Source organism: Paenibacillus sp. UNC496MF (genome assembly GCF_900113915.1).
Lineage (GTDB): Bacteria > Bacillota > Bacilli > Paenibacillales > Paenibacillaceae > Paenibacillus_Z > Paenibacillus_Z artemisiicola.
The window spans coordinates 1,051,259-1,073,823 of sequence record NZ_FORE01000004.1; the positions used below are offsets into that span (position 1 = coordinate 1,051,259).

Here is a 22,565-nt window from a genome sequence, read left to right on the forward strand (position 1 = left end):
TGTCTTCACGCATGTTGGTAAAATCCTCACCTAAGCGGTCCGCCGAGATCGGGGCAGAACACGTTCAGATAGGGAATCACTTGTTTTTGCAGCTCGTCCAATACCCTCCCTTTCGATCAACCTCTATTGTGCGGGCTACACCACGGCTAAAATCCCAGCGATTAGGGAATAATGAAGTTTGCGATTGCGACATGCAGAGTTGCGTCCACAACATCCGTTTATGACCGAGGTATGCCATGACTACAACACAAAATATAAGTTCTAGCGGCATCCTACTTGATGATGCCCTCCATGCTCCGATAAGTAAATCTTTGGATAAGAATGAACTCATGCTCAGAAATTTATTTCAAGGTTGTTATGATATTGTCTTTCGACGTATACAAATTTTCGGTCAAATCAATACTTTATTGGTTTATTTGGACGGTTTGGTGGATACCAAGGCATTGGATAACATTTTACTAAAACCTTGGATGTTAGAAACTCCCCGTCCTGGATGGGGGGAGTTATACTCTGTAGATTTGATTTTGGAACAACAGCTGGTCTCCATCGCAAAAACAAAAACAGCGGTGACAATTGATGATATTGTACAAAGTATTTTATCCGCTAATGTCGTTATCCTAACGGATGGATTAAACCATGCCGTTAGTGCCGAATTGAAAGGCTTCGAACAGCGAGCCGTTGAAGAGCCCGCCAATGAGATGACGATTCGGGGACCAAGAGAAGGTTTTACGGAAAACATAAATGTGAATACAAGTCTGGTTCGCAGGAAAATTCAGAGCACGAAACTTAAAATGGAGTCCATGACCGTCGGCAATCTTTCCAAGACGACTATTGTCATCGCCTACATTGAAGGTCTCGCAAAAGATTCGATCGTTAAAGAAGTTCGAAAACGAGTCCGTCAAATTCAAATCGATACCGTCCTTGGCGGTAATTTTATTGAGGAGTTCATAGAAGATCACCCGTTCACGTTATTCCCGCAAGTGCAGAACACCGAACGTCCGGATATTGTCGCCTCATGCCTTGCGGAAAGAAAAGTCGCGATTTTCATCGACGGCTCCCCTTTTACGCTAATCGTCCCCTGTTCCTTATGGAGCGTATTTCAGTCGGCTGATGATTATTACGAGCGGTTTTTATACGCTACCCTCATCCGTTGGTTGCGAATGCTATTGATTGTCACTTCGCTATTTTTGCCTTCTATCTATGTTGCAATTACGACGTTTCATCCGCAATTGTTGCCCACTAATTTTTTGCTCAGCATCACATCTGCTCGTGAAGGAATTCCCTTTCCGGCGGTCATTGAAGCCTTTATGATGGAATTTTTATTCGAGGGCTTGCGCGAGGCCGGCATACGATTGCCGAGGCCAACCGGATCGGCAGTAAGTATTGTAGGGGCTCTCGTTATTGGCCAAGCCGCCGTTCAGGCAGGGATCGTATCGGCTCCTACGGTCATCGTAGTTTCCCTTACAGGAATTGCGTCTCTCATGTCCCCCAGATACAGCATGGGAGTGCCATTTCGAATGCTCCGTTTTCCGATGCTCCTTTTTTCAGGGATGTTCGGGTTATATGGAGTAACGATGGCATCTATATTCATTCTCATTCACCTTACGAATCTGGAGTCATTCGGAGTCCCCTATTTAAGTCCGATAGCTCCATTATCAAGAACGGAATTAAAGGATGTATTGATTCGCGCGCCCAGATGGTATATGCATACCCTCCCGTTATCCGGTTCTGCCCAAAATCATTTGCGATTCCCCAAAGGTCAAAAACCAGGTGGGAACCAAGGAGACGAAGCATAATGAAACATCGCCCGGTAGCTTTCCTATTTCTGATACTCTGTTTCGCTTTAACCACAGGTTGTTGGGATAGTGAAGAGCTAACGGACAGAGTCTTTGATCTTGCCGCATCGGCTGATCTTAACAAGGATGGGACGTATTTAACTGCCGCTCAATTCATTATTCCCTCCAGAATTGAGCAAAGCTCAAAAGGAGGAATCGGCGGTGAAAAACCTTATTTTATCGGGACGGGCAGCGGTAAAAGTATTCTGGAAGCCATTCAGAAGTCACGACAAAAACTTTCTCGCATTATCAACCGAGGTCATCGACACAACTATTACATAGGAGAGGACCTGGCTAAACATGGAATCAAAGATTTGTTGGATGTGTTATCTCGAGATCCGGGCAATCGAATCCGAATGGATATTTTGGTGGTCAAGGGAAATACAGGCTTTGAAGCTTTGCAAGTTCCCTACCCTCTGGAGAAAATTCCTGCCATCGCACCAATCAAAATACATAAAGCGGTTGGAGGTATTACGGGCACATCCTATCTCGATTTTATGATAGCCTCCAGTAACGAAGGAAGCAGCCCGACTTTGCCTGTAATAGACCTTGTACAAGGCGACTCTTCGCAAAGAACGATCCGACTTTATGGTCGCGCTGTTTTTAACCACGATTATAAATTAGCCGGCTATATAAATTTTGTGGAAAGCGCTTATCGATCGTGGATTCTCAGATCAATATCTTACTTGGACGTAGAGGAAAATATTCCTGAAGCAGGCGGGAGCGTCGGCGTCGTCATTACGAATTTTGGAAGCAAGCTAAAAAGCAGCATATCCCCGGAAAATAAAGTGAAAATGGAGATTGAACTAAGCGGAGTGGGACATGTTTCAGAAAACAATACGAATTTGGATCTCAGACAGCAGAAAAATTTGAAACTTGTGCAGAACACGATCAATCAGAAAACGAGCGAGCATGTTCTTGAAATGGTCACTAAAGTTCAAAAACAATATGGCGTCGATGTACTTGGTTTCAATGAAACTCTGAATCGTCAGCATCCAAGAGAATGGAACAAAATAAAAGGACAGTGGGATACGATATTTCGGGACATAAAAGTCACGGTCCATGTAAAGGTGAATTTAAAAAGTGTCGGCCTGGTCGGGCCGCCGCTCCAATTTAAGGAAGGTGATATAAAAAAATGAAAATTTCCGGATATCAGCTGTTTTGGCTGATTTTCACGATGGAATTTGGGATGACGGCCATTTACAGCCTCTCGTCCGATGCTTTTGTTGCCAAACAAGACGCATGGCTTTCAATCATCGTGGCAGCCCTGATCTGCTTATTCACTACATTTGTCGCAGTTAGATTAAGCCTCCTTTACCCGGAGAAAACCTTTATTCAATACACTCAGTCAATTCTCGGAAAATGGCTGGGAAAAATCATATTGGTTCCTTACTTATTGATGTGGGTCTCCGTGACCGGAATCATTTTAAGGGAATATGCGGATTTTGTTTTCGCTGCTTTTTTTAGTTCGACGCCGCTTTGGATTGTCATTCTCATTATGTTAGTCGCTATCGTATATGTTACCTATTCCGGAGGTCTAAGAAGTATCAGCCGTTGCAGCGAAATCATCGGTCCTATTAGCGTTTTAAGCAGTATTCTCGTCATTTTATTAAGCGTGAAGGATTGGAACTGGCTTAGAATACTGCCGGTTTACTCCAACTCGGGATTGTTGACCATTGTTAAAGGAGGTTTATCTCCTGCCTCCTTCCTAGCCGAATCCTTTATGGTGGTCATGTTAATCGCTTTTATGACTAAACCCGAGCGAGCTCTAGTCTCTTCTTTAGTCGGGGTTGCAGTCGCTTCATTCGCCGTTTTGGCCATGACATTGATCATCATTATGGTCTTAGGGCCGAATTTGCCGGCAAAATTTATTTATCCGATGTACTCTGCTGCAACGTATATTTCTGTATTGGAATTTATCCAAAACGTTGATGTGTTGACTGTCTTGATTTGGATCATCGGCATATTTATTAAAGCATCCCTTTATTTCTTTATTACCAGTTACGGTACTGCGCAATTTTTTCACATAAAAAAATGGAAACACACCATTTGGTTGATAGCGCCTATTGTTTTTGTCATTTCACTGCTGCCGCGAAACACGAGCGATGTCATGAATTTCGCGAAGTTTTGGCTTGATGTGATATTTCCTATAAATCTCGTCGGCATTCCTTTACTATTGTGGATTATCGGTTCCATTCGGAAAAAATACATGTAACAGTACCTTTCCGAGGCGCAAAATCTCTTGCGATTCAATGGGCGGCATTTCCTTGAAGATATCGCTAACGGCGAAAGACACGCAAGGCAGGAAGACCGGCTTAATTCTGTAAATAAAACAGACAGTTTACCTTCGATCATTGAACGGGAATTGCTTGCCAACTGCGACATTTACATCGTACCGCTCAACTATCCGCCTAATAGTCGCAACTCGGGAATCACTAAACTGTCCTCCTCCGTACATCTTCGCCTTAATCATACCAAAGCAGAACCCACCACTTAATCCTGCCCGTTAGCACAACGACGGCAGCCGATCGTTATCAGGTCGGCTGCCGTCGCTCGTCAAACAATCCCGCTTACCGTATTTGTCGGGAATGTTATAAGGTTCTTGTCGCTCATCGGGAATGTTATAAAGTTTTTGTCATTGCACTTTGACAAGAACTTTATAACATAAAAACAAGAAGCCGCAATTTATGCGACTATGAATGTTACTATGTTCTTGTCACCCGACACCCATTGGGTCAAATTCATTAACTATTTGTCTGATAGCTAAGAAATATTAATAACTACCAGCCTCCTAAACAAAAACTATCCTGCCCGTTAGTTCAATTAATAGATCCTCGATTGAGAATGAATCAGGTAGCGCTCCATCCTCGGAATATTCAGTTCTCCATCAACCACCGCTAACTCGTACCGGTTCTGTTCCCCATTCTTATAATTCAGACTGATCCAATCATCCTCGATCAGGTAGGTCTTGCGAGGCTCTCTGCCATATATGCGGATTTCAAGATCAAATATGGTATCCTTCGTAATGCTTTGGTTGCTCGCTAACGGTAAAATCGTTCCCTCCCTGACAAAGAGAGGGATCCGGGTTGTCTCTACAACGATGTGCTGCTTGCCTATATACCGCGTACCACTCCAGAAATCATACCAATCGCCATCCGGCAAGTAGACCGATCTCCCGGTACCTTCATTCAAAATAGGAGCCACGAGCAGGTTGTCACCCATCATATACGCGTCATCGATGGTATGCACCTGCGAATCGTCGGGATAATCCAGCACTAGTGCCCGAAAAGGCGGGGTTCCATATCTCTCATAACGGGCATACGCCTCATACAAGTAAGGAACGAACGCATTTCGCAGTTGCAGCAGCTCACGGCATTGATCCTGCAGCGCATTGTTCTCAAGCAGAATTCCCTGTGCATTATGGTCAATGTCATACTGCTTCCAAGGCGGATTTGGCACCATCCAAGCATTAATGATGGAAAGCGGGGAAAACACGACGGTCTGCAACCTTCGGATAAATTCTTCCCCGCTGCCGCTTTGTCGAACCTCGGGAGACCACAGTAGCCCGGAGAATCCGGCGTTCAGAATACCGCGTACAAACTGCCCATGATCGTATAAATCACTATATAATACAAAACTCATTGGCGCCCCATAGCTCCACCCGGCTCGAACCTGGGAATATGTACGCAGATTCCGCTGTTCAAATTGTTGCTGGATCGTGCGTTGAACCATTGCGCCGAACAAGTTTTTAGCTTGTTCACCGTCCATTCCCGACGGAAACTGGGAGAAGTCGGGAAAGAACCAGCCCCCAGTAAAGTCCGACCCATCGCATTCATCCAATTTGACGGCACCGATTCCAGTATCAATCAGCTCGCCTTGCCGCTTCCCATATAGTTTCCTTGCCTCCGGTAGCGCAAAATCTGGGACAAGTCCTTCCCATACCTCATAGTCAGCAGAATACGAACGCAGTTCCTCATAGAAGTCGGCAGTCTTATGAACGTACGCCTGCTCCCAGAGGTTCAGCTCCAGACCTGCACGTTTAACCTTCCGTACTAGGCGCTCCGGGTCTGGGAAGCGATTCGAATCCCACTTAAATGAACACGAATATGCGTGGCTATGCCAGCCTGGTTCCAATCCTAACATAGAAAAAGGCATCTCTTCTTTCTGAATATCTTCCAGCAGACGTTCCACTTGACCTTGATCTGCCGGGCCATAGCTACGATATAAATTTCCTAGCCCCCATATCGGTGGCAGGACTCCACCGCCTGAAAATAAATTATAGCTTTCGACGACTTGCTTAATCGACTCGCCCGCAAAGATATAAATTTCCGCGCCTTCCACGCCTCGAATAAAAATGGATACTTGGCTTCCGCGTTTCTCTTCGTTGTATAACGACTCTGTCCGGATTGCAATCTCTTTCTCTTTACTTTCGTTGCTTTCCGAATAAACTCGTCTAGTGGCGCCACAATCGAATTCTACGCATCGACTCGTATCCACCAGAATCCCATAACCCTTTGTCGACACATAAAACGGCACAGGTGCGTGCGCATCGCCGGTATCATTTGTGGCATCTGCATTCGTACGCAGTCTCTTTCTTTTGCCATTCTGCACAAACGACTGCAATTGTAAGCCAAGTCCATAAAGCTTCTCATCTTCACCAAGCGGAAGGGTTATCAAAAACCCTTGCAAAGTCGATTTCGCCGAAAGCGCGTCTTCAGCAAACGGAAATGTCTGCTGCGCCATATTTTTCAGTCGTTCGTTTTCCTGTCCTCCAAAAAAATGATGAGGAGTTAGTCGCTCTGCCGTCCCAAGCTTCACTTTCCAGATTGTTGGAAAACATTGTATCTTCTCCATATTAAAAAGTCGCCGCCTTTAAAAATCATAGTTTGATCTGATTACTGCTGGCAATTGTCCGCAGCATGTCTATTACGTTCAAGTACGTTCTGGAATGTCCTAGCCAAAGCCGAGACCCAAAGGAAGTGTCCTGATTGGACTAACGTTTCCCGTTAGTTCAATAACAATAGTTCACGATAAATTCGTGATTCTGTATCATATCAATGTTATCCTCGAAGCTCTTGACCGTTTTCCCGCCCTCTAAGATCCATAGGAATGGTATTATACAAATAAAACACTTCTATAAGTAGAACTACAATCCAAGAAGAAAACATGACAAAACGAGCCATAGACATATCCCCTTGCAACTCACGTTAATATTACCCAATTTTGCAGACCATAGGAAGGGGAAATACTACTATCCTCCCGTTAGCTTAATGAAAACGGCTTTGTATCCGCGGTCAAATATCTTCAACGCAAAAAGCCAAACAACTTGTTACAGAAGTTGTTTGGCTCCGTCCAATTACCTTTATGCATTGTAAATTTAAAACTTTATTTGGTTAATTGTTCGATAAGTAAGGATGACCCCTCCTGAACTCAATGTTTTTGTATCAACGAGGCTCATATTAATTTTCTCGCTCCCTAGTCTAAACAATCGTTCTCCAGAACCCAACACAATGGGAAACATCCAAATTCGGAACTCATCTATAAGGCGATGCTTTATTAATGTTTGAATTAGGTTGCCGCTTCCTAATACTAATAAATCACGATCATGTTGCTGTTTGAGTTTTATAACCTCTTCCACTGCATCACCCGAGATAACTTTTGCATTCCACTCAGCCTGTTTCAATGTATTTGAAATTACATATTTTGGCATGATGTTCATTCGATCGGCTAATCCCATCATCCCCGTTGCAGAAGGCCATGCAGCAGCAAAACCTTCATAGGTTTTTCGTCCAAGCAGTAGGGCTCCTGCCTCACTAGCTTGCTTCGTAACAACAGTTAATTGATCCTCACTTATAAATTGTCTTTGCCAACCACCGAGTTCAAATTCATTCGCGTCACCAGGAGCTTGCATAACTCCATCCAATGTAACAAATTGTTGAACAATTATTTCTCCCATTTTCTATTTTCCTTTCCATTGTAAAATATGATGACTTACTTCCTACGTGACTTTATTCGTGAAGCAATGTCTGTTCGAGTGTATCGAGCATTTCTTTTGTTCCTAGTTCTCGCTGTTCGGGTGTTTCAAGTCCATCAAGATAAGCACCTTGTTCGGTGAAAATTAACTTAGTACCAGTTTTTGTAGACTTAAATTCAACTGTCGTTAAGGATACCGAAATTCGCGTTTCGCCTAAATCTAATGTGTGTGAGAATATAATGCGTTGGTTTGGTACAATATCTTGAAAATGTGATGTAAACGTATAAATTGGACCTTTGGGTGGACCTCCTCGACCAATTTCTCTTCCACCGATTCTAAAATCGAATTCATCGGCTTTCATAAACCAACGGGCTTTAGCTTTAGGATCTGCCCATGCTTCAAACACCTGCCTAGGCGATAATGGATAAGTTTTTTCAACAATAAAGGTAGCATGGTGTACCATTCTTTCCTTCAAAAGATCATCTCCCCTAGTTATAGTTCGTCCTTTTGATCAGCGAGAAAGAATTCTAGGCGATAAAATGTGCTCTACTTTCATCTGCCTTTCAAAGAAATGTAACTTGATTTTAAAACATGACGCAACGTAATGTTCAATACTAATTTCATTCTAGTGTAGTCTCCAATAATTGGGTGTCCCCAAATAATGCTCACGATTTTAATCGACTTATCGTCGTACCCGCTGGAGATGGAGTTATTCAACGTATCGCTAACAGACCTCGAAACATTTACGTATAATGCAACCCAAAAAGCCGCGATTTCCGCGGCCTTTAAAGAGATAATGTTCTTGTTACCCGACAGTTTTCACCATAATATATAATGTCTGTTTGATAAACGTTGACAGGAATTTTGGGGCTCTCCGATATTGTTCAGTCGAACAAAATGCCTTCCAAACACCAAGCAAATCTTTACTGTATTTGTTGTACATCGTGTTCACTCATATCTCTCCAATTATTAAAATTGGCTGAGGTAGGTAACGCATGAAAAAGGAAGAGGTCATACGGCTTATACGCCGATCGCCGTGTGCTAAACTACCAAGATAGGACGCTTTTTATTAGGCCCGGAATGAGATCGCGCGTTCTTACTTATGACGCGGACCGCACGCCGACGAGCGTAGCGCCGGCCTTTACGGCTTGACCTTAACGAGCGTAATCAATCCTCCCATTTCGCCACCGGACATATCGCCGCCGTTCATCGTATGATCGAGAATGTGGCAGTGGAACATCCAGTTCCCAGGAGCGGTCGCCTTAAACGCCAGATCGACCGTTTCGCCCGGTCCGAGCATGACGGTATTCATCGTTTCGACCGACTTGACGGGGCTGCCGTTGCGGGCGATCACCTGAAAGTCCATGCCATGCAGGTGCATCGTATGGATCTCCATCGTATCGGTATTGATCAGCCGGACGCGCGCCGTCTCCCCCTGCTTCATCTCAATGGCGGGCGTATCCGGGTAGCTGCGGCCGTTAATCGTGAAATAATCCTCCTCTTCCTCCCCCGTCGTGTTGACGCGGAAGCCCGAGAGAACCATCGTATAGTCGTGATCGTAACGCTGATCCGCCTTGAAGTCGCCGTTCGGATCGCCAGCTACCGTCGTCTTCGGATCGATGATGAACGCCCCGTACATGCCGTTGCCGACCTGCACCATGTCGTCGTAATGCGAATGGTAGATGAAGGTCCCCGCATGGCTTGCCGTAAACTCGTATACATACGTGCCTCCGGGTTGAACCGGATCCTGCGTGATGCCCGGCACGCCGTCCATGTCGTTCGGCACGAGAAGCCCGTGCCAGTGAATCGTCGACGGTTCCGTCAAGTCGTTATGAAACGCGATGCGAACGCGGTCGCCTTCGGTCACGCGAATCGTCGGCGCGGCCACTTGGCCGTTCAGCGTCCAGGCTGTCGTCAGCATGCCTTTCACCGGCGACCAGTCGTGCAGCTTCGCGGTCAGCGTGAACTGCTTGACGCCGTCCTTATCGACCTCAGGCGTCATCCCTTTGCCGTTCAGTACGTCGCGCACTTGGGATTCTTCGCCCGCGAACTGCTCCAGCGCCCGGTCCGACACCATGGAGACCAGATGCTTGCCGGCGTTGAATTGATAATGAAGACCGAGCGCCGAGGCCAATTCGTCGGCAACCGCGGTAATCTTGTTGCCCATGAACATCGGATCGGCCGCCCCCGTGACTAGCTTGCCGTTCAATACGAGCTCGATCATCGTAGACGAAGCCGTCATCATGCCGGAGGTAGTCGAAGCGGCCATGGTCATCCCGGCCATGCCGTCGGACTTCGCCGGATACGCGCCCGTTCCGATTAAGACGGCGCGGTGCCGGGCATCCCATTTAACGGAGTAGCCGAGCGCCTCGGCGACCTCGCGGACCTGCAAGCGAATTTCGCTGAGATCGGAGCTTTGCATCGCACCGCTTGCCAAATAACGCCCGTCCACGGTTGCTTGAATGCCCGGTCCTTCGCCCATTTCCCCGCTGCTCGCAATCATATCGTCGCCATGCGCGTAGACGTTGGCGGCTGCGCTCGCGAACAGCAGCGCCGAGGCAAATGACAGTTTCACCAGGCGGTTTCGGAAGCCGGCGGTTACGGATCGAATTTTCATTGCGCGGAACTCCTTTTGGATTGAAGTTAGTTTGGTTGCCGTATGACAAGAAGCGGATGAAAAGCAAGAACCGGCCGAAGAACCGGCCGGTCCTATGTTTGTCCCGCTGGATTACAGGTTGATGAATTGCGTGAAGACGCTCGACGAGAACATGACCTTGCCTTTCGTCATCGTGGTTTTAATCGGCAGCTCGACCGTTTGGCCGTCGATGTCGGCTTTGGCTTCGCCAACGCGGAACGTCAGCTTGTGCCCGTTGTGCTTGACCGAGACATCCTTGTTCTTGCCGTTCCAAACCACGGTCGCGCCTGCGGAAACGGCGGATTCGCGGATCGCCACGACGCTAATAGCCGGTGTCGAGGCCGGCTCGTTCGCAACCAGCTGCTCCATGCTCGGCAAGCCTGAGATATAGCCGACTTCGCCGGATTTTTTGTCGTCGAAGTTTTGGTTGATGTAGTTCGTGACGTCCGCTTTTAGGCTATCGGCCACGATCATTTCATCGCCCGGGTGCTGGATGTTGCTCATGACGTAGCTGAAGCCGTTCAGATTATCGACCGCTTGCAGGCCAGTCGCTTCCGCGCCTGCCGGCGTGGACAGGATGCGGGACAGCTTGCCCGTGTCCACGTTGTACGCCCAGACGTAGTTGTTCGCGTGCATGCCGCTGTCTTCGCCGATGAAGAGCGTCCGCAGGTTCTCCGAGTAAGAGAGGTTGTCCGGGTTCGCGACTTTATCGTCCGCTGCCTTGTTGCCCTTGGCATCCGTCGTCGCCAGATCTTCGCCCCATACGAGTCCCTTCATCGAGACGGGCACGTACGAGCTGGCGATCGCCTCGCCGCTCTTGTCCTTCTGCCCCGCGCCCAGCGCGACCTCGTACGTAACGCCGGCGGAAATCTTGCTGACTTGAATGTCGTCGGCGGGATCGGCGCCTTTGGCATCCTTCTCCATTGACTTTTCCACGTAAGACATCGCGACGTACATTTTGTTGTCTTTCGCGTTGACCGTCACGCCTTCCATCTTGTTGAACTCGGCGGTTGCGCCGAGAATCGCGCCGTAACGGCGGGATTCCAGGAACGCGGCGGCCGTTTCCATGCCCGGCTTGACCTTCAAATATTCCACTTTGCCGCTCGGATACGTCTTCACGGCCGTGAATCCGGGAGCCGCGCTGTCCGACGTTTCGAACATATCGCTGAACTTCGTGCCCTTATCGACGATGGCTTTCACTTCGGCGTCCGTCGCGTGGCCGAGCTTAATCCACTGCAAATCCGCGCTGCCGCCGTTCTCGGCGCTCTTCTGGATCCATTTGCCCGCGTACAGCGTCCCGGCGGAGAGGTCCTTCTCCTTGTCCGCTACGTACATGAACAGCATCGTATTGCCGCCGTCGTCACCGAAGTAGACCGTTTTGTTGTCCGGCGCGACTTTGCTGAGCTCATGCGAGAAGCGGCCCATGCTGTAGTGCTTAACGACCGACGTCGTGTTGTCCGGGTGCGCCGTCACTTCCACGATGTAATTGTACAGGTAAGGGTTGCCTTGGCGGGTTTGGTCTTGATAATAGGTTTGCACGAACGGATTCACGTAGGTCTGAGTCGGATCCGCCTCGAACGCGCGCGCGTCCGCCTCGTATTCCTCGCTGCCTAAATGCGTGTTCCACGGAGACAGCGAGCCGTTGCACGGAATCCACAGCCCGTCCACGGAGGAAAAATCGATCTTCGACAGGGTCATCGGCGTCAGCTTGCCGGTCTGCTTGTTCTGATCAATGGTGGTGTAGCTCATGCTGGCGGGAATGAGGCCGTAGACCGACTTGCCGTCGTTATTGGACGTAATATATTCGTAATGCGTGACCAGCGACAGCTGATTACCGCCCATGCTCGTGGCGGGAACGCCGTTCACTTCGAACAGACTGTTGGAATCCGGCGCGTCGGAAACGAACGGAACGGGGTTGTTCGGAACGCTGGTATCCATGATCGGATTGCCCTTGCTGTCTACCGACACGCCCGCGATCGTATTGCCGACGGTTTCGGTCGATTTGAAGAGCTTCTGGTACGCCAACGGGTACGTTTTGACGGTGTTGTCCGAGTACGTGACTTTAAGAGAAGCGGCCGTGTACAGCCGGGCCATATCCTTCGCCGTCGCCGGCGCCGGCATGCCGACGAATTCAATGGACTTGACGGTTGCTTTGGACGGCGATGCCGCATAGGCGGGCACGGCGGCCGGAATGACGAGAGATAAACCGATGACGGGAAGGAGCCATTTCCGTTTACGCTGCAGTTTCACTCGTTGACACTACCTTTCGTTTTTGATTCTAGTCATTTCATGCTTCACTTATGCTAGACCTGAAGTGTTCGGCCAGTGTTAACGAAATCTAAAAGGGATGTGTGAATTATGTAAATCATGAAAAGATTAACTTCGCCCAATCGGAAAGCTTAACCACCACTCGATTGCAAGGAGGAGCGAACAAAATCACCCCATTCCGGTTATCCATGCTAAATAAAATAGCCGCGTTCAATGTGACTCTAAAGGGATGCTGTTCTTATCACCCGAAAGTTCTCGCCATTTTCCGGAGCTTTCAAGCGAGAGAGGGAGAAAACTTAGGATTGCTAAAAGCTCTCCGCCTATTTTTCCGTTTTACGACCGAATGAGAATTTGCTCACCTTGTTATCCCATGTTACGTTTGCTTTGGTTGACTAACCTATTTATACCAACATGTGTGCCCTGCGATTTTCCATTCTTTATTAATCCCGAGGAGGAATGAAAATGAAGTGTAAGCCATGTGAAGGTACGGGCAAAATACGTTGTGGAGATTGCGACGGTGAAGGAATAGCTTACGGTCACGCGAAATGTTTAACCTGCCAAGGGGTTGGATTGGTCGATTGTTCGCATTGCGGCGCAACCGGCAAGGTGAAGCTGCTGCAGTGGAAGAAGTCGGGCTAGCCATTCATTAATACGAAGGTAAAAAAGAGGGCTCCCGTCCAAGGGACGCCCTCTTTCGCTATTCTCGGGAAGCTAGCTTCACTGGGAAACGACCAATTCGGAAGCGCGCTCTCTTATTCTCTTCGACGAAAGCCGGCGGTCATGGATCCATTCATACAGGATAGGTATGACCAGCAAACTGATTAGCGTAGAACTAATCATGCCGCACACGACAACGATTCCCAGCGTCTGGGATACGACTGTATCTCCACTGTTAGAGAGGCAAAGAGGAAACAGAGTCAACACGGTTGATACCGCCGTCATTAAGACCGGGCGTACCCTGGATGCCGTCCCCCGTAGAATCGCTTCCTTCGGTTTCATCCCGGTTTCCAAATTACGCTCGATTTTATCGACGAGGACGATTCCATTCGTGGTCACAATTCCGGAAAGCATCAACAATCCCACCAATGCAGCCAGATTCCACTCTCCCCCCGTCATCAGCATACCGATTACCGAGCCGATAAGAGCAAGAGGCATGCAGACCAATACGGTGAGCGGCGCCCTAAGACCGCGGAAAACGATGCTTAGAATGAGCAGAACGAGTAAAATGGAAACGGATAAAGCTATGCCCATTTCAACAATCATTTGTTCGACTTGAGCAGTAATCCCGTTAATCGAGTAATGAACGCCTGGAGGCAGCGCCAGTTGATCGACAGTGTCACTCACCTGCCCCGCTACCTTCTCCACATCCCTTGAAGTGACGTTTGCCGTCACGACTGAAATTGGCCGACCCTCGCGTTCCCGTATGACAGACTGTCCGTTTATCGGGGTTAGCGATGCCAGTTCCATCATCGGGACGTTGCGGCCGTCTTTTCCCTTGAATGCTTCTTTACCCAGCAGGGTAAGGATTTCCGTTCCCGGATCCATCATCGCCGAGGCTGAGGCTCCGACCTTCGGCAACATATCCGTACGGATTGATAATGGGATCGTTCCCTGATCTCCCATCTTTACATCGATCCTTGTCCCTTCCGATAAATATTCTCGGATCCGCTCGTAGACGTCCGCCGCTTGAACACCTGCAAGGTCCAATGCTTCCTGATTCAAGACAATTTGGTATTTGGGGAGCGCCTCCCGATCGTCCGCGGCGCCCACGACGCTAAGATGGGGAACGAGTTGCAGCTTGCTTCTGACGAGCCTGGCCGCTTGGTCGAGCGTTGCAATGTCTGCCCCCGAAAGATCGATTTTCAGCTGCGAATCGTCGCCGGATATATTTTGGTTCGTTACGGTACAGATCGCGCTGCCGGACAAGCTCGCAAGTCGGACTTGCAGGTCAGCCGCCGTGGCATCGACGTCCGCGTTCTTGTTGACCGCTACTGCGATATTGGCGATATTATCGCCTTGAATCCACCCGCCGCCAGCATCAAACACATCGTCAAACTGCGGGGTGAACGAAGAACCAAGAACGGAAGAGAATGCGGCAATATTCGCGTCTGACTTCAACGTTTGCTCCATCCGCCGGACCGTTGCGTCAACTTCCGTCAAGGAAGTCCCTTCCGGAAACTCCAATTGAACGTTGATTTGCCCAGTCTTATTGGCAGGCAGAAAGTTGACCGGCAAGAAAAACGATCCGACGCCCGCAACCGCGAACATGAAAACAAAGATCGCGATGATCTTCCCTTTTCGTAAAAAAGCCCAATTCAATACGTTGTGCGAGACGGGTTCGAGGGACATCGCCGAACCGTTCGCGCGTCCCTTATGCCAAATCAGATAAAGTGCCGGCACAACAAATATAGCCACCAAAAGAGATGTAAGCAGGGCTATGACGACGGACCACGCAAATCCGGAAAAAGCGGCGCCGATCATTCCTCCGACGAGGGCAATCGGAACGTAAACGGCAACGGTTGTCGCCGTAGAGGATACGATCGCCGGAATCATTTCTTTGACGGCTTCGGCCAACAGAACCAAACTCACTTTCTCCCCGGACTCATGAGATTTGCGGTGCATGTTGTCGAGAATAACGATCGTATCGTCGATTACTCTTCCCATCGCCACAATCAAGCCCGAAACGGTGAGAATGTTCAAACTGACGCCCATGGTTTTCAGCAGTCCCGTCGTTACCAGGAGGCAAATTGGAAGGGACAACGCGATTAACGCGGTGGAACGTATCGTACGGAAAAAAAGAAAGACGCAAGCCATCGACAACAAGCACCCGTACAACCCTTCTTTTAACAAGCCCTGTAAAGAGGACTTAACCTGTTCGCATTGGTCGAAGAGAACGGATAATTGAATATCCCCTTGCTGAATTCCTGAAATGTCCAGGATCCGGCTACGGATTTTGCCCGATACGTCCGTAATATTGGATGATGGAGTTTTCAGCACATCGAACACGACGCTCGCCTTGCCATCAGTCCGGGATATCGTTTGCAGATCGACCACCGATTTCGTCAGGTCCGCGACGGCGGAAAGAGGAACGGCATGTCCGTCCGCACCTCGGATCGGGATTCGGTTCAAAGCCTGCAGGCTTAGATTCCCGCCGGAAGCCTGGAGCGGAATCGACACTTGACTGTTCGTTATTTTGCCCTGTATCCATGTTGAGCTTACTGCTGAAAGTGACTGTTTGATATCCTCTACGGTTAACCCGGCATTTCGCAGGTCGTTCATTCGAATTGACAACACGTAGCCATTGCTGCCGGCTCCGATTACGCGCACGTCGCCTACTCCTTGCAAACTTTTCAGTTCTTGGGCGATTTGAGCTTGAGTCGTCGTTCGCAACGTATTTTCGTCCACTTTCCCGGAAGGACTAGTCAGACTTAGTCTCATGATCGGAAAGGAACTCGTACTTACCCGGGTAAGGGTCGGTCTGTCGACTCCTGCCGGCAAAGACACCTGATTCAAGGCATCGGACACATCGCGCTCCGCAAGCTCCATATCATAGTTCAAAGGGAAGCCCAAGCTGATGAATAGCCCGCCGTCAAAACTATTCGTTTCCATCGTTTCTAGACCGTTGACTCTCCGGACCGATTGTGCCACCGGCTCCGAAATCGAAGCTTTTATTTGCTCCGTTTGAAAATCTTGCGCACGTACCGAGACCATCAGCGAGGGATTGTCGATGGGCGGCAGGTAATCCCTCTTCATCTGGAAGGCGGAAATCCCTCCCCAGACCAGAATGATTACAAGCGTGGTGATAATAAAGACGGGTCGTTTCATTGTCGCTTTCAGCAGATTGTTCATCCTTTGGTTGTACGCTCCTTGCCTAAAAGAATAGGCAAACCCCATATCTCTAGGCCTTAACCTGGAGAAATGGGGTTTGCAGCCACTATTTCTTATATCCGTTTGGGTAGTAACCTTTAACCGTCATCCAATTTTCATGGTTAAGCTTCTGCAGGTCAACGGAGTCAGGCCGGGAGAAATCCATATCGGACGGATAAGCCGGAGGCTCATTGTTGATTGCCGCCTCGCTGCCGGTCGGAGGATTCGACGGTCCTTCGGTATCCACCCAGTATTTGGTCTGCTCTACGGAATAGGGTTTGAAATTGGGATGATCCGTAAAAGAGTTAACCATTGGAATCGCTGCCGCCTCGAACTGCGTCATCGGCTTCAGCCCCATAATCAACTCCATGGTCCGAAGCATGGACGGCGTATCGTAGATGGTGCTGTCCACTTTACCCGTTTGGGTGTACGGGCTGATGGCTAAAGCTACCGTCCGATGGGCATCAACATGGTCAACCCCGCCTTGGGAATCGTCTTCCACTACAAAAATAGCCGTATCCTTCCAGTACTTGGAATGACTGATCGTATCCACCAGTTTTCCAAGTGCATAGTCATTTTGCGCAACCATCTGCTGCGGGCCCCACTTCCCGCCGGTGTGATCATTTGGCAAATAGATCGTTTCAAATTGCGGCAGGTTCCCATTTTTTTCGAAGGCTTTGAATTCCTTCTCCCATTCGTAATAACGGGCCATATCGGAGATATTCAAATCCCAGCTCGGATATTGAGGATCATAATTGCCTCCGAAATCAGTCGTTTTCGGGTTATTAGGCAAATATTGCTTTGTTACCGGATCATAATTATAAGCGAACTCCCCATAATTCCTGAAGGATAGCCCGGCCTTCATCGCCACGTCCCATATATAGCCCGCTTCGGGTCTTGTATATGGTGCATCGTCTAAAAGGCCGCCGCCGCCGCCGCCATCAAAGTCATAATCCCGGTTTCTTCCGGAATAATTCGCCAGCCAATTCTTTTGAACATAATCATTTGCCTTGCCGGCGGTTGTCCAGTTATGTCCATCGGCACTAACTTCTGCGTCTGCATAGAAGTTGTCAAGCGTCACGAATTGATTTGCAAGCTTATGGTGATTCGGCGTAACCTCTTTTCCGAATATAGCCAAACTAGGATCGCCGTTACCCTTGTCCAGATCACCGAATACTTGATCGTAGGTTTGATTCTCTTTGATGACATAAATAACATGTTTGATAGGTGAATCGCCCTGGCCGGCGACACGAGAAATGGGGAATTTGTTTTTATCGGATTTGTCGTTCTCCGCCGAATGGGCACGGTTATTATCGTTCACCTGATTCGTATACGATTGCAACTGCTTCTTATCCGGTACATTGATGATAGACAGGGTGCCATTAATCATACTTCCAAGCCATTGTTGGCTTTGGTCGTTCGGTCCCGCTCCCAGTCCTTTAGCGTTTGTGACCAAAAGTTGTTTCCCATCTTGAGCAAGAAATACGCCCGTTGGATACCAGGCCGTCGGAATCAAGCCTTCTACTTTCGCATCGTGCTGCTTTTCCGTATTGTTGCCAAGATCGATAACCGCCACGTCGTTATTTAACGAGTTCGCTACATACAGGGTTTTCCCATCGGCACTAACGGTCAGCGCATCCGGCTGACTGCCTGACGGCGCTCCGCGGTAAGGGGCAAGTGAAACGGTTTGAATCACCTGTTGACTCTGGGGATTGATCACCGAAATTTCATCGCTGTCGGAGTTCGCGACATAAATGAAGCCGTTCACCGGATTTTCCGCAATCGCATTCGGGTGAAGACCTACCGCGATCACCTTTTTTACCGTTAAGTTTTTGGCATCGAGGACACTGACACTGCCCTCACCCCAATTACTGACGTACAACGTGCTTTCATCCCTGCTGAGGTGAGCAGCGTACGGCATTTTGCCAACGGGTGTGGTCGCTGCGATTTTACCCGTAGATAGATCGATCCGTGAAGTAGAATAATTCAAATTATTCGCGACGTACAGGGATTTGCCGTCGGCTGACAGAGAAATGCCGGCAGGATAAAAGTTGGTATTGTTCTGATCTTTCATCATGATCGGAGCCTGCTCGCTAAGCATTCCACCTGCAAAGTCGAACACGCGAATTTTATTATTGCCGCCGGCCGAAGCATAAAGCTTCTTGCCGTCTTTGCTGAATGCGACCCCAATATATAAGGCTTCCGGGGATTCGTAAGTAATGGTTTGGGTCACTTTTTGCTGCTCGATATCTATGACTTGCAAAGATTGCGTGCCTGCTCCGGCATTGGCTACTACGAGATATTTTTTATCGGGGCTAACGGAACCATCCATCGGAAAATTCCCTAAGCCCACTTGTGCCCCGGCAGGCGTAAGATACCATCCTCCAGGCGTAACGCCTGTACCGTCGGACTTTGGTCCAGCTGTTACCGTGGAATAAGTCGCATATACCGTCGTTCCACAGAGCAGCGAGGCAAGCGTTAATCCGACTAAAACCTTTTTGCGAGTCATGTTTTTCATCACTTACTTCCCTTCTATGTTAGTCCGCTTGATAGAATTATAGAAGCCCTTCTGATTTAAACCGTGCTGATTCATTGTAATAGCACCGACTCTCGGCTGGTGCCGAGCATGTTTGCAACTCCTAATTAGATTAAGGCGAGTCAATTTGAACGTAAGCCCGCTCTCCGTCGTCGGAATAACCGTTACCCGGAACAACATCCTGATCTTCACTGCTTTGTTCTCGATCACCACCTCTCGTGGTTATTAATTTCGGTACGATTCCAGATTGACTTCAATACCCGCATTCCGTTCATTGCGGTCTTTTGATCTCCACGGGTTTGCTAAAAGATTAAAATCGATCATTTCAAAGGCAGAATCCATAACGGATAGATCGCATTTTTATACAAATTTTAAAATAAAAATAAATATTCTTCCGTTACATAGGAGGCAGTTATTAGCTTATTGAAAAGCGGAAACCCCGTAAATAGTTCAAATATCACGATTTCGTTTAAAAAAACTTATTATCTGTTTAACTCTTTTAGGCTAATCTTTTACAGAGGAGCTAACATAAACTGAAGACGACTGTTTCTTTGGGAGAGGCTTATGAACTGATCGGCTTCGATCAGTTCAACGGATATGCGCTTACTAAAAAAGAAGCTTCTACAAAGAAGCTTCTACAATGAAAAGTATTATCGAATACGTGAAAGTAGAGCATTTCCAGCTAAGGCAATAACAACCTGGTATAGAAAACGGCAGCCTCAGCTGAGGCCAGTTATTTCCGCATGCGCAAATCCCCATCTCCCTGCCACGGCTTACTGAAAACGGCAGCCGATTGTATAATCGACTGCCGTGGTATTCCATGTTCAGCTATCCTGTCTCATTAGTTCGATTAATAAAAAAAGCCTGTTCCTGACATTCGTCAAGTCCAGGCTTGATTTATGTATTACAGTTTTACAACATTTTCAGCTTGAGGTCCTCGTTGGCCCTTGACAACATTGAATTCAACACGTTGCCCTTCGTCCAAGGATTTATATCCTTCACCTTGGATAGCAGAAAAATGAACGAATACATCATCGCCAGTTTCCCTTTGAATGAAGCCAAAACCTTTTTCCGCATTAAACCATTTGACTGTACCTGTTTCCATTAATTTATAACCTCCAAAGTTTAAACAATATGCCCCAACAAAGTGGACTTAAAACTAGTATATCGCATAGGAAACGAAAATACTGTTGGAATTTGTCTAAAAAAATTATTTATTACGGGCTTATGATGTGTACGATGAGTGGCCATTGAATGTGATTTGGACCAGATTTCTTCTATTGCCGTAATATTCAGTGATTGTCATACTTGATACTCACATAGACGATAACCTTCTTATTCGAACTATAATCATCGATAGTATGTCCTCTAACACTCCACTCTGCAGTGTAACCTTCGGGCAACCCCGCGGTACTGTATTCGAACCCATCTGAGCTTATATGCGTAGTACTTGATATAGCGGTCACGGAATCGAGATGAATGACCGGAACGGGCCAAGAACTGCCGGTCGTAGTTCCATCGCCGAGTTTGCCGGAGACATTATTTCCCCATGCCCAGACAGTGCCGTCGCTTTTCAGTGCCAAGCTGTGCGAGAAGCCAAAGGATTTCCCGGCAGCTATGCTGATCACCGAGCTAATCCCTTTCACCTGAACCGGGGTATTGCGATATATATTGCTTCCATCGCCGAGTTCGCCGCCTCCATTACTTCCCCACGCCCAAACGGTTCCTTTGAGCGCTAAACTATGGGTGTTGCCTATAGAAACATGAATCACCGAATCGAGACTTTGTACTTGTACCGGAGTATTACGCGCTTCTGTGCTTCCATCGCCAAGCGCACCGAACTTATTATCTCCCCACGCCCAGACCGTTCCGTCGCTTTTAACGGCCAAATTATGATCTTGTCCTGAAGCAATGGCAATCACGGAATTAAGATTCGGTACCTGAGCCGGCGAAGAATTACGCAACAACGCACTTCCGGTGCCCAGCTGACCGCTGCTATTGCTTCCCCACGTCCACACGGTTCCGTCGCTTTTCAACGCCATGCTATGTTCCCAACCTGCCGTGACGGCGACAACCGAATCGAGTCCCTGCACCAGAACCGGAGGTTCATTGACCCGGGCATTTTATCCCATTACGCAAAAAGGCGACGATTTGCGCAGCCCCAAATGAGCTATCGTGAAACTGCCTTGGTTCATTCCGTTACATCTTGAACTTGGTGCTGCTGTAGATCTGGACAAAATACTCTTATTGCTTGAACAAGTGAAATAGAGCCGCCTCCGGATCGAAAGCGACTCCCGGTTCCCTTTGCTGTTGAAAGGCTATTTTGGGCTAAAGTTGTCATTGAAAAAAGTCCCGTTCATCGATTGTTCGCCGAACGGGACTTAGAAGCCGCTAAGTTAGGTGATTGAAGCTTTATAAATGGCGTTTATGTTGTTCGTTAGTGTCGCATTAAACTGCTCGGCAGATTGCTGAGCGGTAAGTCCTTCGGAAAGCGCTCGCGAGAAACTGGCAATGAGACCAAAATTGCGAGCCAATCTTTCGTTTGCTTCCTTCATTGCGAAGCCTCCGGACAGAGCAACTACTCTCAAAACATGCGGCTCTTTCATGAGATCATTGTATAAATTATCTTCGGAAGGGATGCTAAGTTTGAGCATAACTTTCCCGTCCGGATCGAGTGAAGCTAATTTCCCCAGGAGTTCCGCTTTCAATAATCGTTCAATCTTCACTCGATCTGCACTGTGAATATCAACCTCAGGCTCAATAATCGGAATTAAGCCTTCAGCTAGAATCTGATTGGCAATATCGAATTGTTGCTCGACAACCTTTCTTATGCCTTCCGGGTTCGCTTCCTTAATGACAGAACGCATTTTTGTTCCGAAAATATTTCTCTCCACCGCAAGCTTTAAACGTTCCTCCAATCCCGTAATCGGCTTCATGAGTTGAACGCCGTTCTGAATATCGGCTAGACCCTCGTCGATTTTCAGAAATGGTACGATCCCCTTGTTCTCCCAGAGATAATCAGCCGTAAACTTACCCTCAATTGTGCGGTTCATTGTATTTTCAAACAGAATGGCACCTAAAATCGTTTCAGCATTAAATGACGGACTCGTGATGATACGTGTTCTCATTTCATGAACGACGCCATACATCTCTTCTTCATTCGCATAACTGTCTTCTTTGATTCCGTACAGAAGCAACGCTTTAGGCGTACTTCCGCCGCTCTGGTCTAATGCTGCAATGAAGCCCATTCCATAGTGAATGCGTTCAACCTGTTCCTTGTTCATTTCTAGCCTCCATCCGATGCAAAATGAATTGGCGCTTCTAATTGCCCAAAACCATTATACCCGAAAACCACCCCGGATATATTCGATGCAGTTTACTGTGCTCCCCTTTATTGACATGTTCTTGTCCTCTTACAGCAGGCACACAAAAGACCGCGATTTACGCGGC

General features: G+C 48.0%; 13 protein-coding genes. 3 read left to right on the top strand and 10 right to left on the bottom strand.

The window, feature by feature from the left end:
- Positions 1-236: 236 nt before the first annotated feature.
- Genes BMZ79_RS04750 through BMZ79_RS04760 form a run of 3 tightly spaced genes read left to right on the top strand, consistent with a single transcriptional unit; the run spans position 237 to position 4,050 of the window.
- Positions 237-1,796, top strand: coding sequence for a spore germination protein (locus tag BMZ79_RS04750; RefSeq protein WP_090636986.1), 1,560 nt, complete (start codon positions 237-239; stop codon positions 1,794-1,796).
- On the top strand, positions 1,796-2,974 hold the full coding sequence (locus BMZ79_RS04755) for a Ger(x)C family spore germination protein (protein WP_177222011.1): 1,179 nt from the start codon (positions 1,796-1,798) through the stop codon (positions 2,972-2,974). The genes BMZ79_RS04750 and BMZ79_RS04755 overlap by 1 nt, the downstream gene beginning before the upstream one ends.
- Positions 2,971-4,050 carry a GerAB/ArcD/ProY family transporter gene (locus BMZ79_RS04760; protein WP_090636990.1) on the top strand — a complete coding sequence of 360 codons (1,080 nt, stop codon included), beginning with the start codon at positions 2,971-2,973 and terminating at the stop codon, positions 4,048-4,050. The genes BMZ79_RS04755 and BMZ79_RS04760 overlap by 4 nt, the downstream gene beginning before the upstream one ends.
- A 608-nt stretch (positions 4,051-4,658) precedes the next feature.
- Here the strand turns inward: BMZ79_RS04760 and BMZ79_RS04765 are convergent.
- The 10 genes from BMZ79_RS04765 to BMZ79_RS04810 all read right to left on the bottom strand — a co-directional run bounded on the left by BMZ79_RS04765 (position 4,659) and on the right by BMZ79_RS04810 (position 22,399).
- On the bottom strand, positions 4,659-6,689 hold the full coding sequence (locus BMZ79_RS04765; protein WP_090636992.1) for a TIM-barrel domain-containing protein: 2,031 nt from the start codon (positions 6,687-6,689) through the stop codon (positions 4,659-4,661).
- 523 nt (positions 6,690-7,212) lie between these two features.
- The gene (locus tag BMZ79_RS04770) at positions 7,213-7,791 is read right to left on the bottom strand and encodes a dihydrofolate reductase family protein (RefSeq protein WP_090636994.1); all 579 of its coding nucleotides are present in this window, start codon (positions 7,789-7,791) and stop codon (positions 7,213-7,215) included.
- Between the two features lie 52 nt (positions 7,792-7,843).
- Entirely contained in the window at positions 7,844-8,284 is a 441-nt protein-coding gene (locus BMZ79_RS04775) for an SRPBCC family protein (protein ID WP_090636996.1), read from the bottom strand.
- Positions 8,285-8,950: 666 nt separating this feature from the next.
- Complete coding sequence (locus tag BMZ79_RS04780; protein WP_090636998.1) at positions 8,951-10,426, bottom strand: multicopper oxidase domain-containing protein; 1,476 nt, start codon at positions 10,424-10,426, stop codon at positions 8,951-8,953.
- Positions 10,427-10,537: 111 nt separating this feature from the next.
- Positions 10,538-12,694, bottom strand: coding sequence for an alkaline phosphatase PhoX (locus BMZ79_RS04785; protein WP_256252551.1), 2,157 nt, complete (start codon positions 12,692-12,694; stop codon positions 10,538-10,540).
- Between the two features lie 735 nt (positions 12,695-13,429).
- Positions 13,430-16,561 (bottom strand): efflux RND transporter permease subunit, encoded by a 3,132-nt coding sequence (locus BMZ79_RS04790; protein ID WP_090636999.1) that lies wholly within the window; start codon positions 16,559-16,561, stop codon positions 13,430-13,432.
- An 85-nt stretch (positions 16,562-16,646) separates the two neighbouring features.
- The gene (locus tag BMZ79_RS04795) at positions 16,647-19,097 is read right to left on the bottom strand and encodes a bifunctional YncE family protein/alkaline phosphatase family protein (RefSeq protein ID WP_256252552.1); all 2,451 of its coding nucleotides are present in this window, start codon (positions 19,095-19,097) and stop codon (positions 16,647-16,649) included.
- Positions 19,098-20,019: 922 nt separating this feature from the next.
- Positions 20,020-20,220, bottom strand: a complete 201-nt coding sequence (locus BMZ79_RS04800) for a cold-shock protein (protein WP_090637001.1) — start codon at positions 20,218-20,220, stop codon at positions 20,020-20,022.
- A gap of 187 nt (positions 20,221-20,407) precedes the next feature.
- The gene (locus BMZ79_RS04805; RefSeq protein ID WP_090637003.1) at positions 20,408-21,208 is read right to left on the bottom strand and encodes an RCC1 domain-containing protein; all 801 of its coding nucleotides are present in this window, start codon (positions 21,206-21,208) and stop codon (positions 20,408-20,410) included.
- A 303-nt stretch (positions 21,209-21,511) separates the two neighbouring features.
- Positions 21,512-22,399 (bottom strand): fructose bisphosphate aldolase, encoded by an 888-nt coding sequence (locus BMZ79_RS04810; protein WP_090637005.1) that lies wholly within the window; start codon positions 22,397-22,399, stop codon positions 21,512-21,514.
- Between the last annotated feature and the right edge of the window lie 166 nt (positions 22,400-22,565).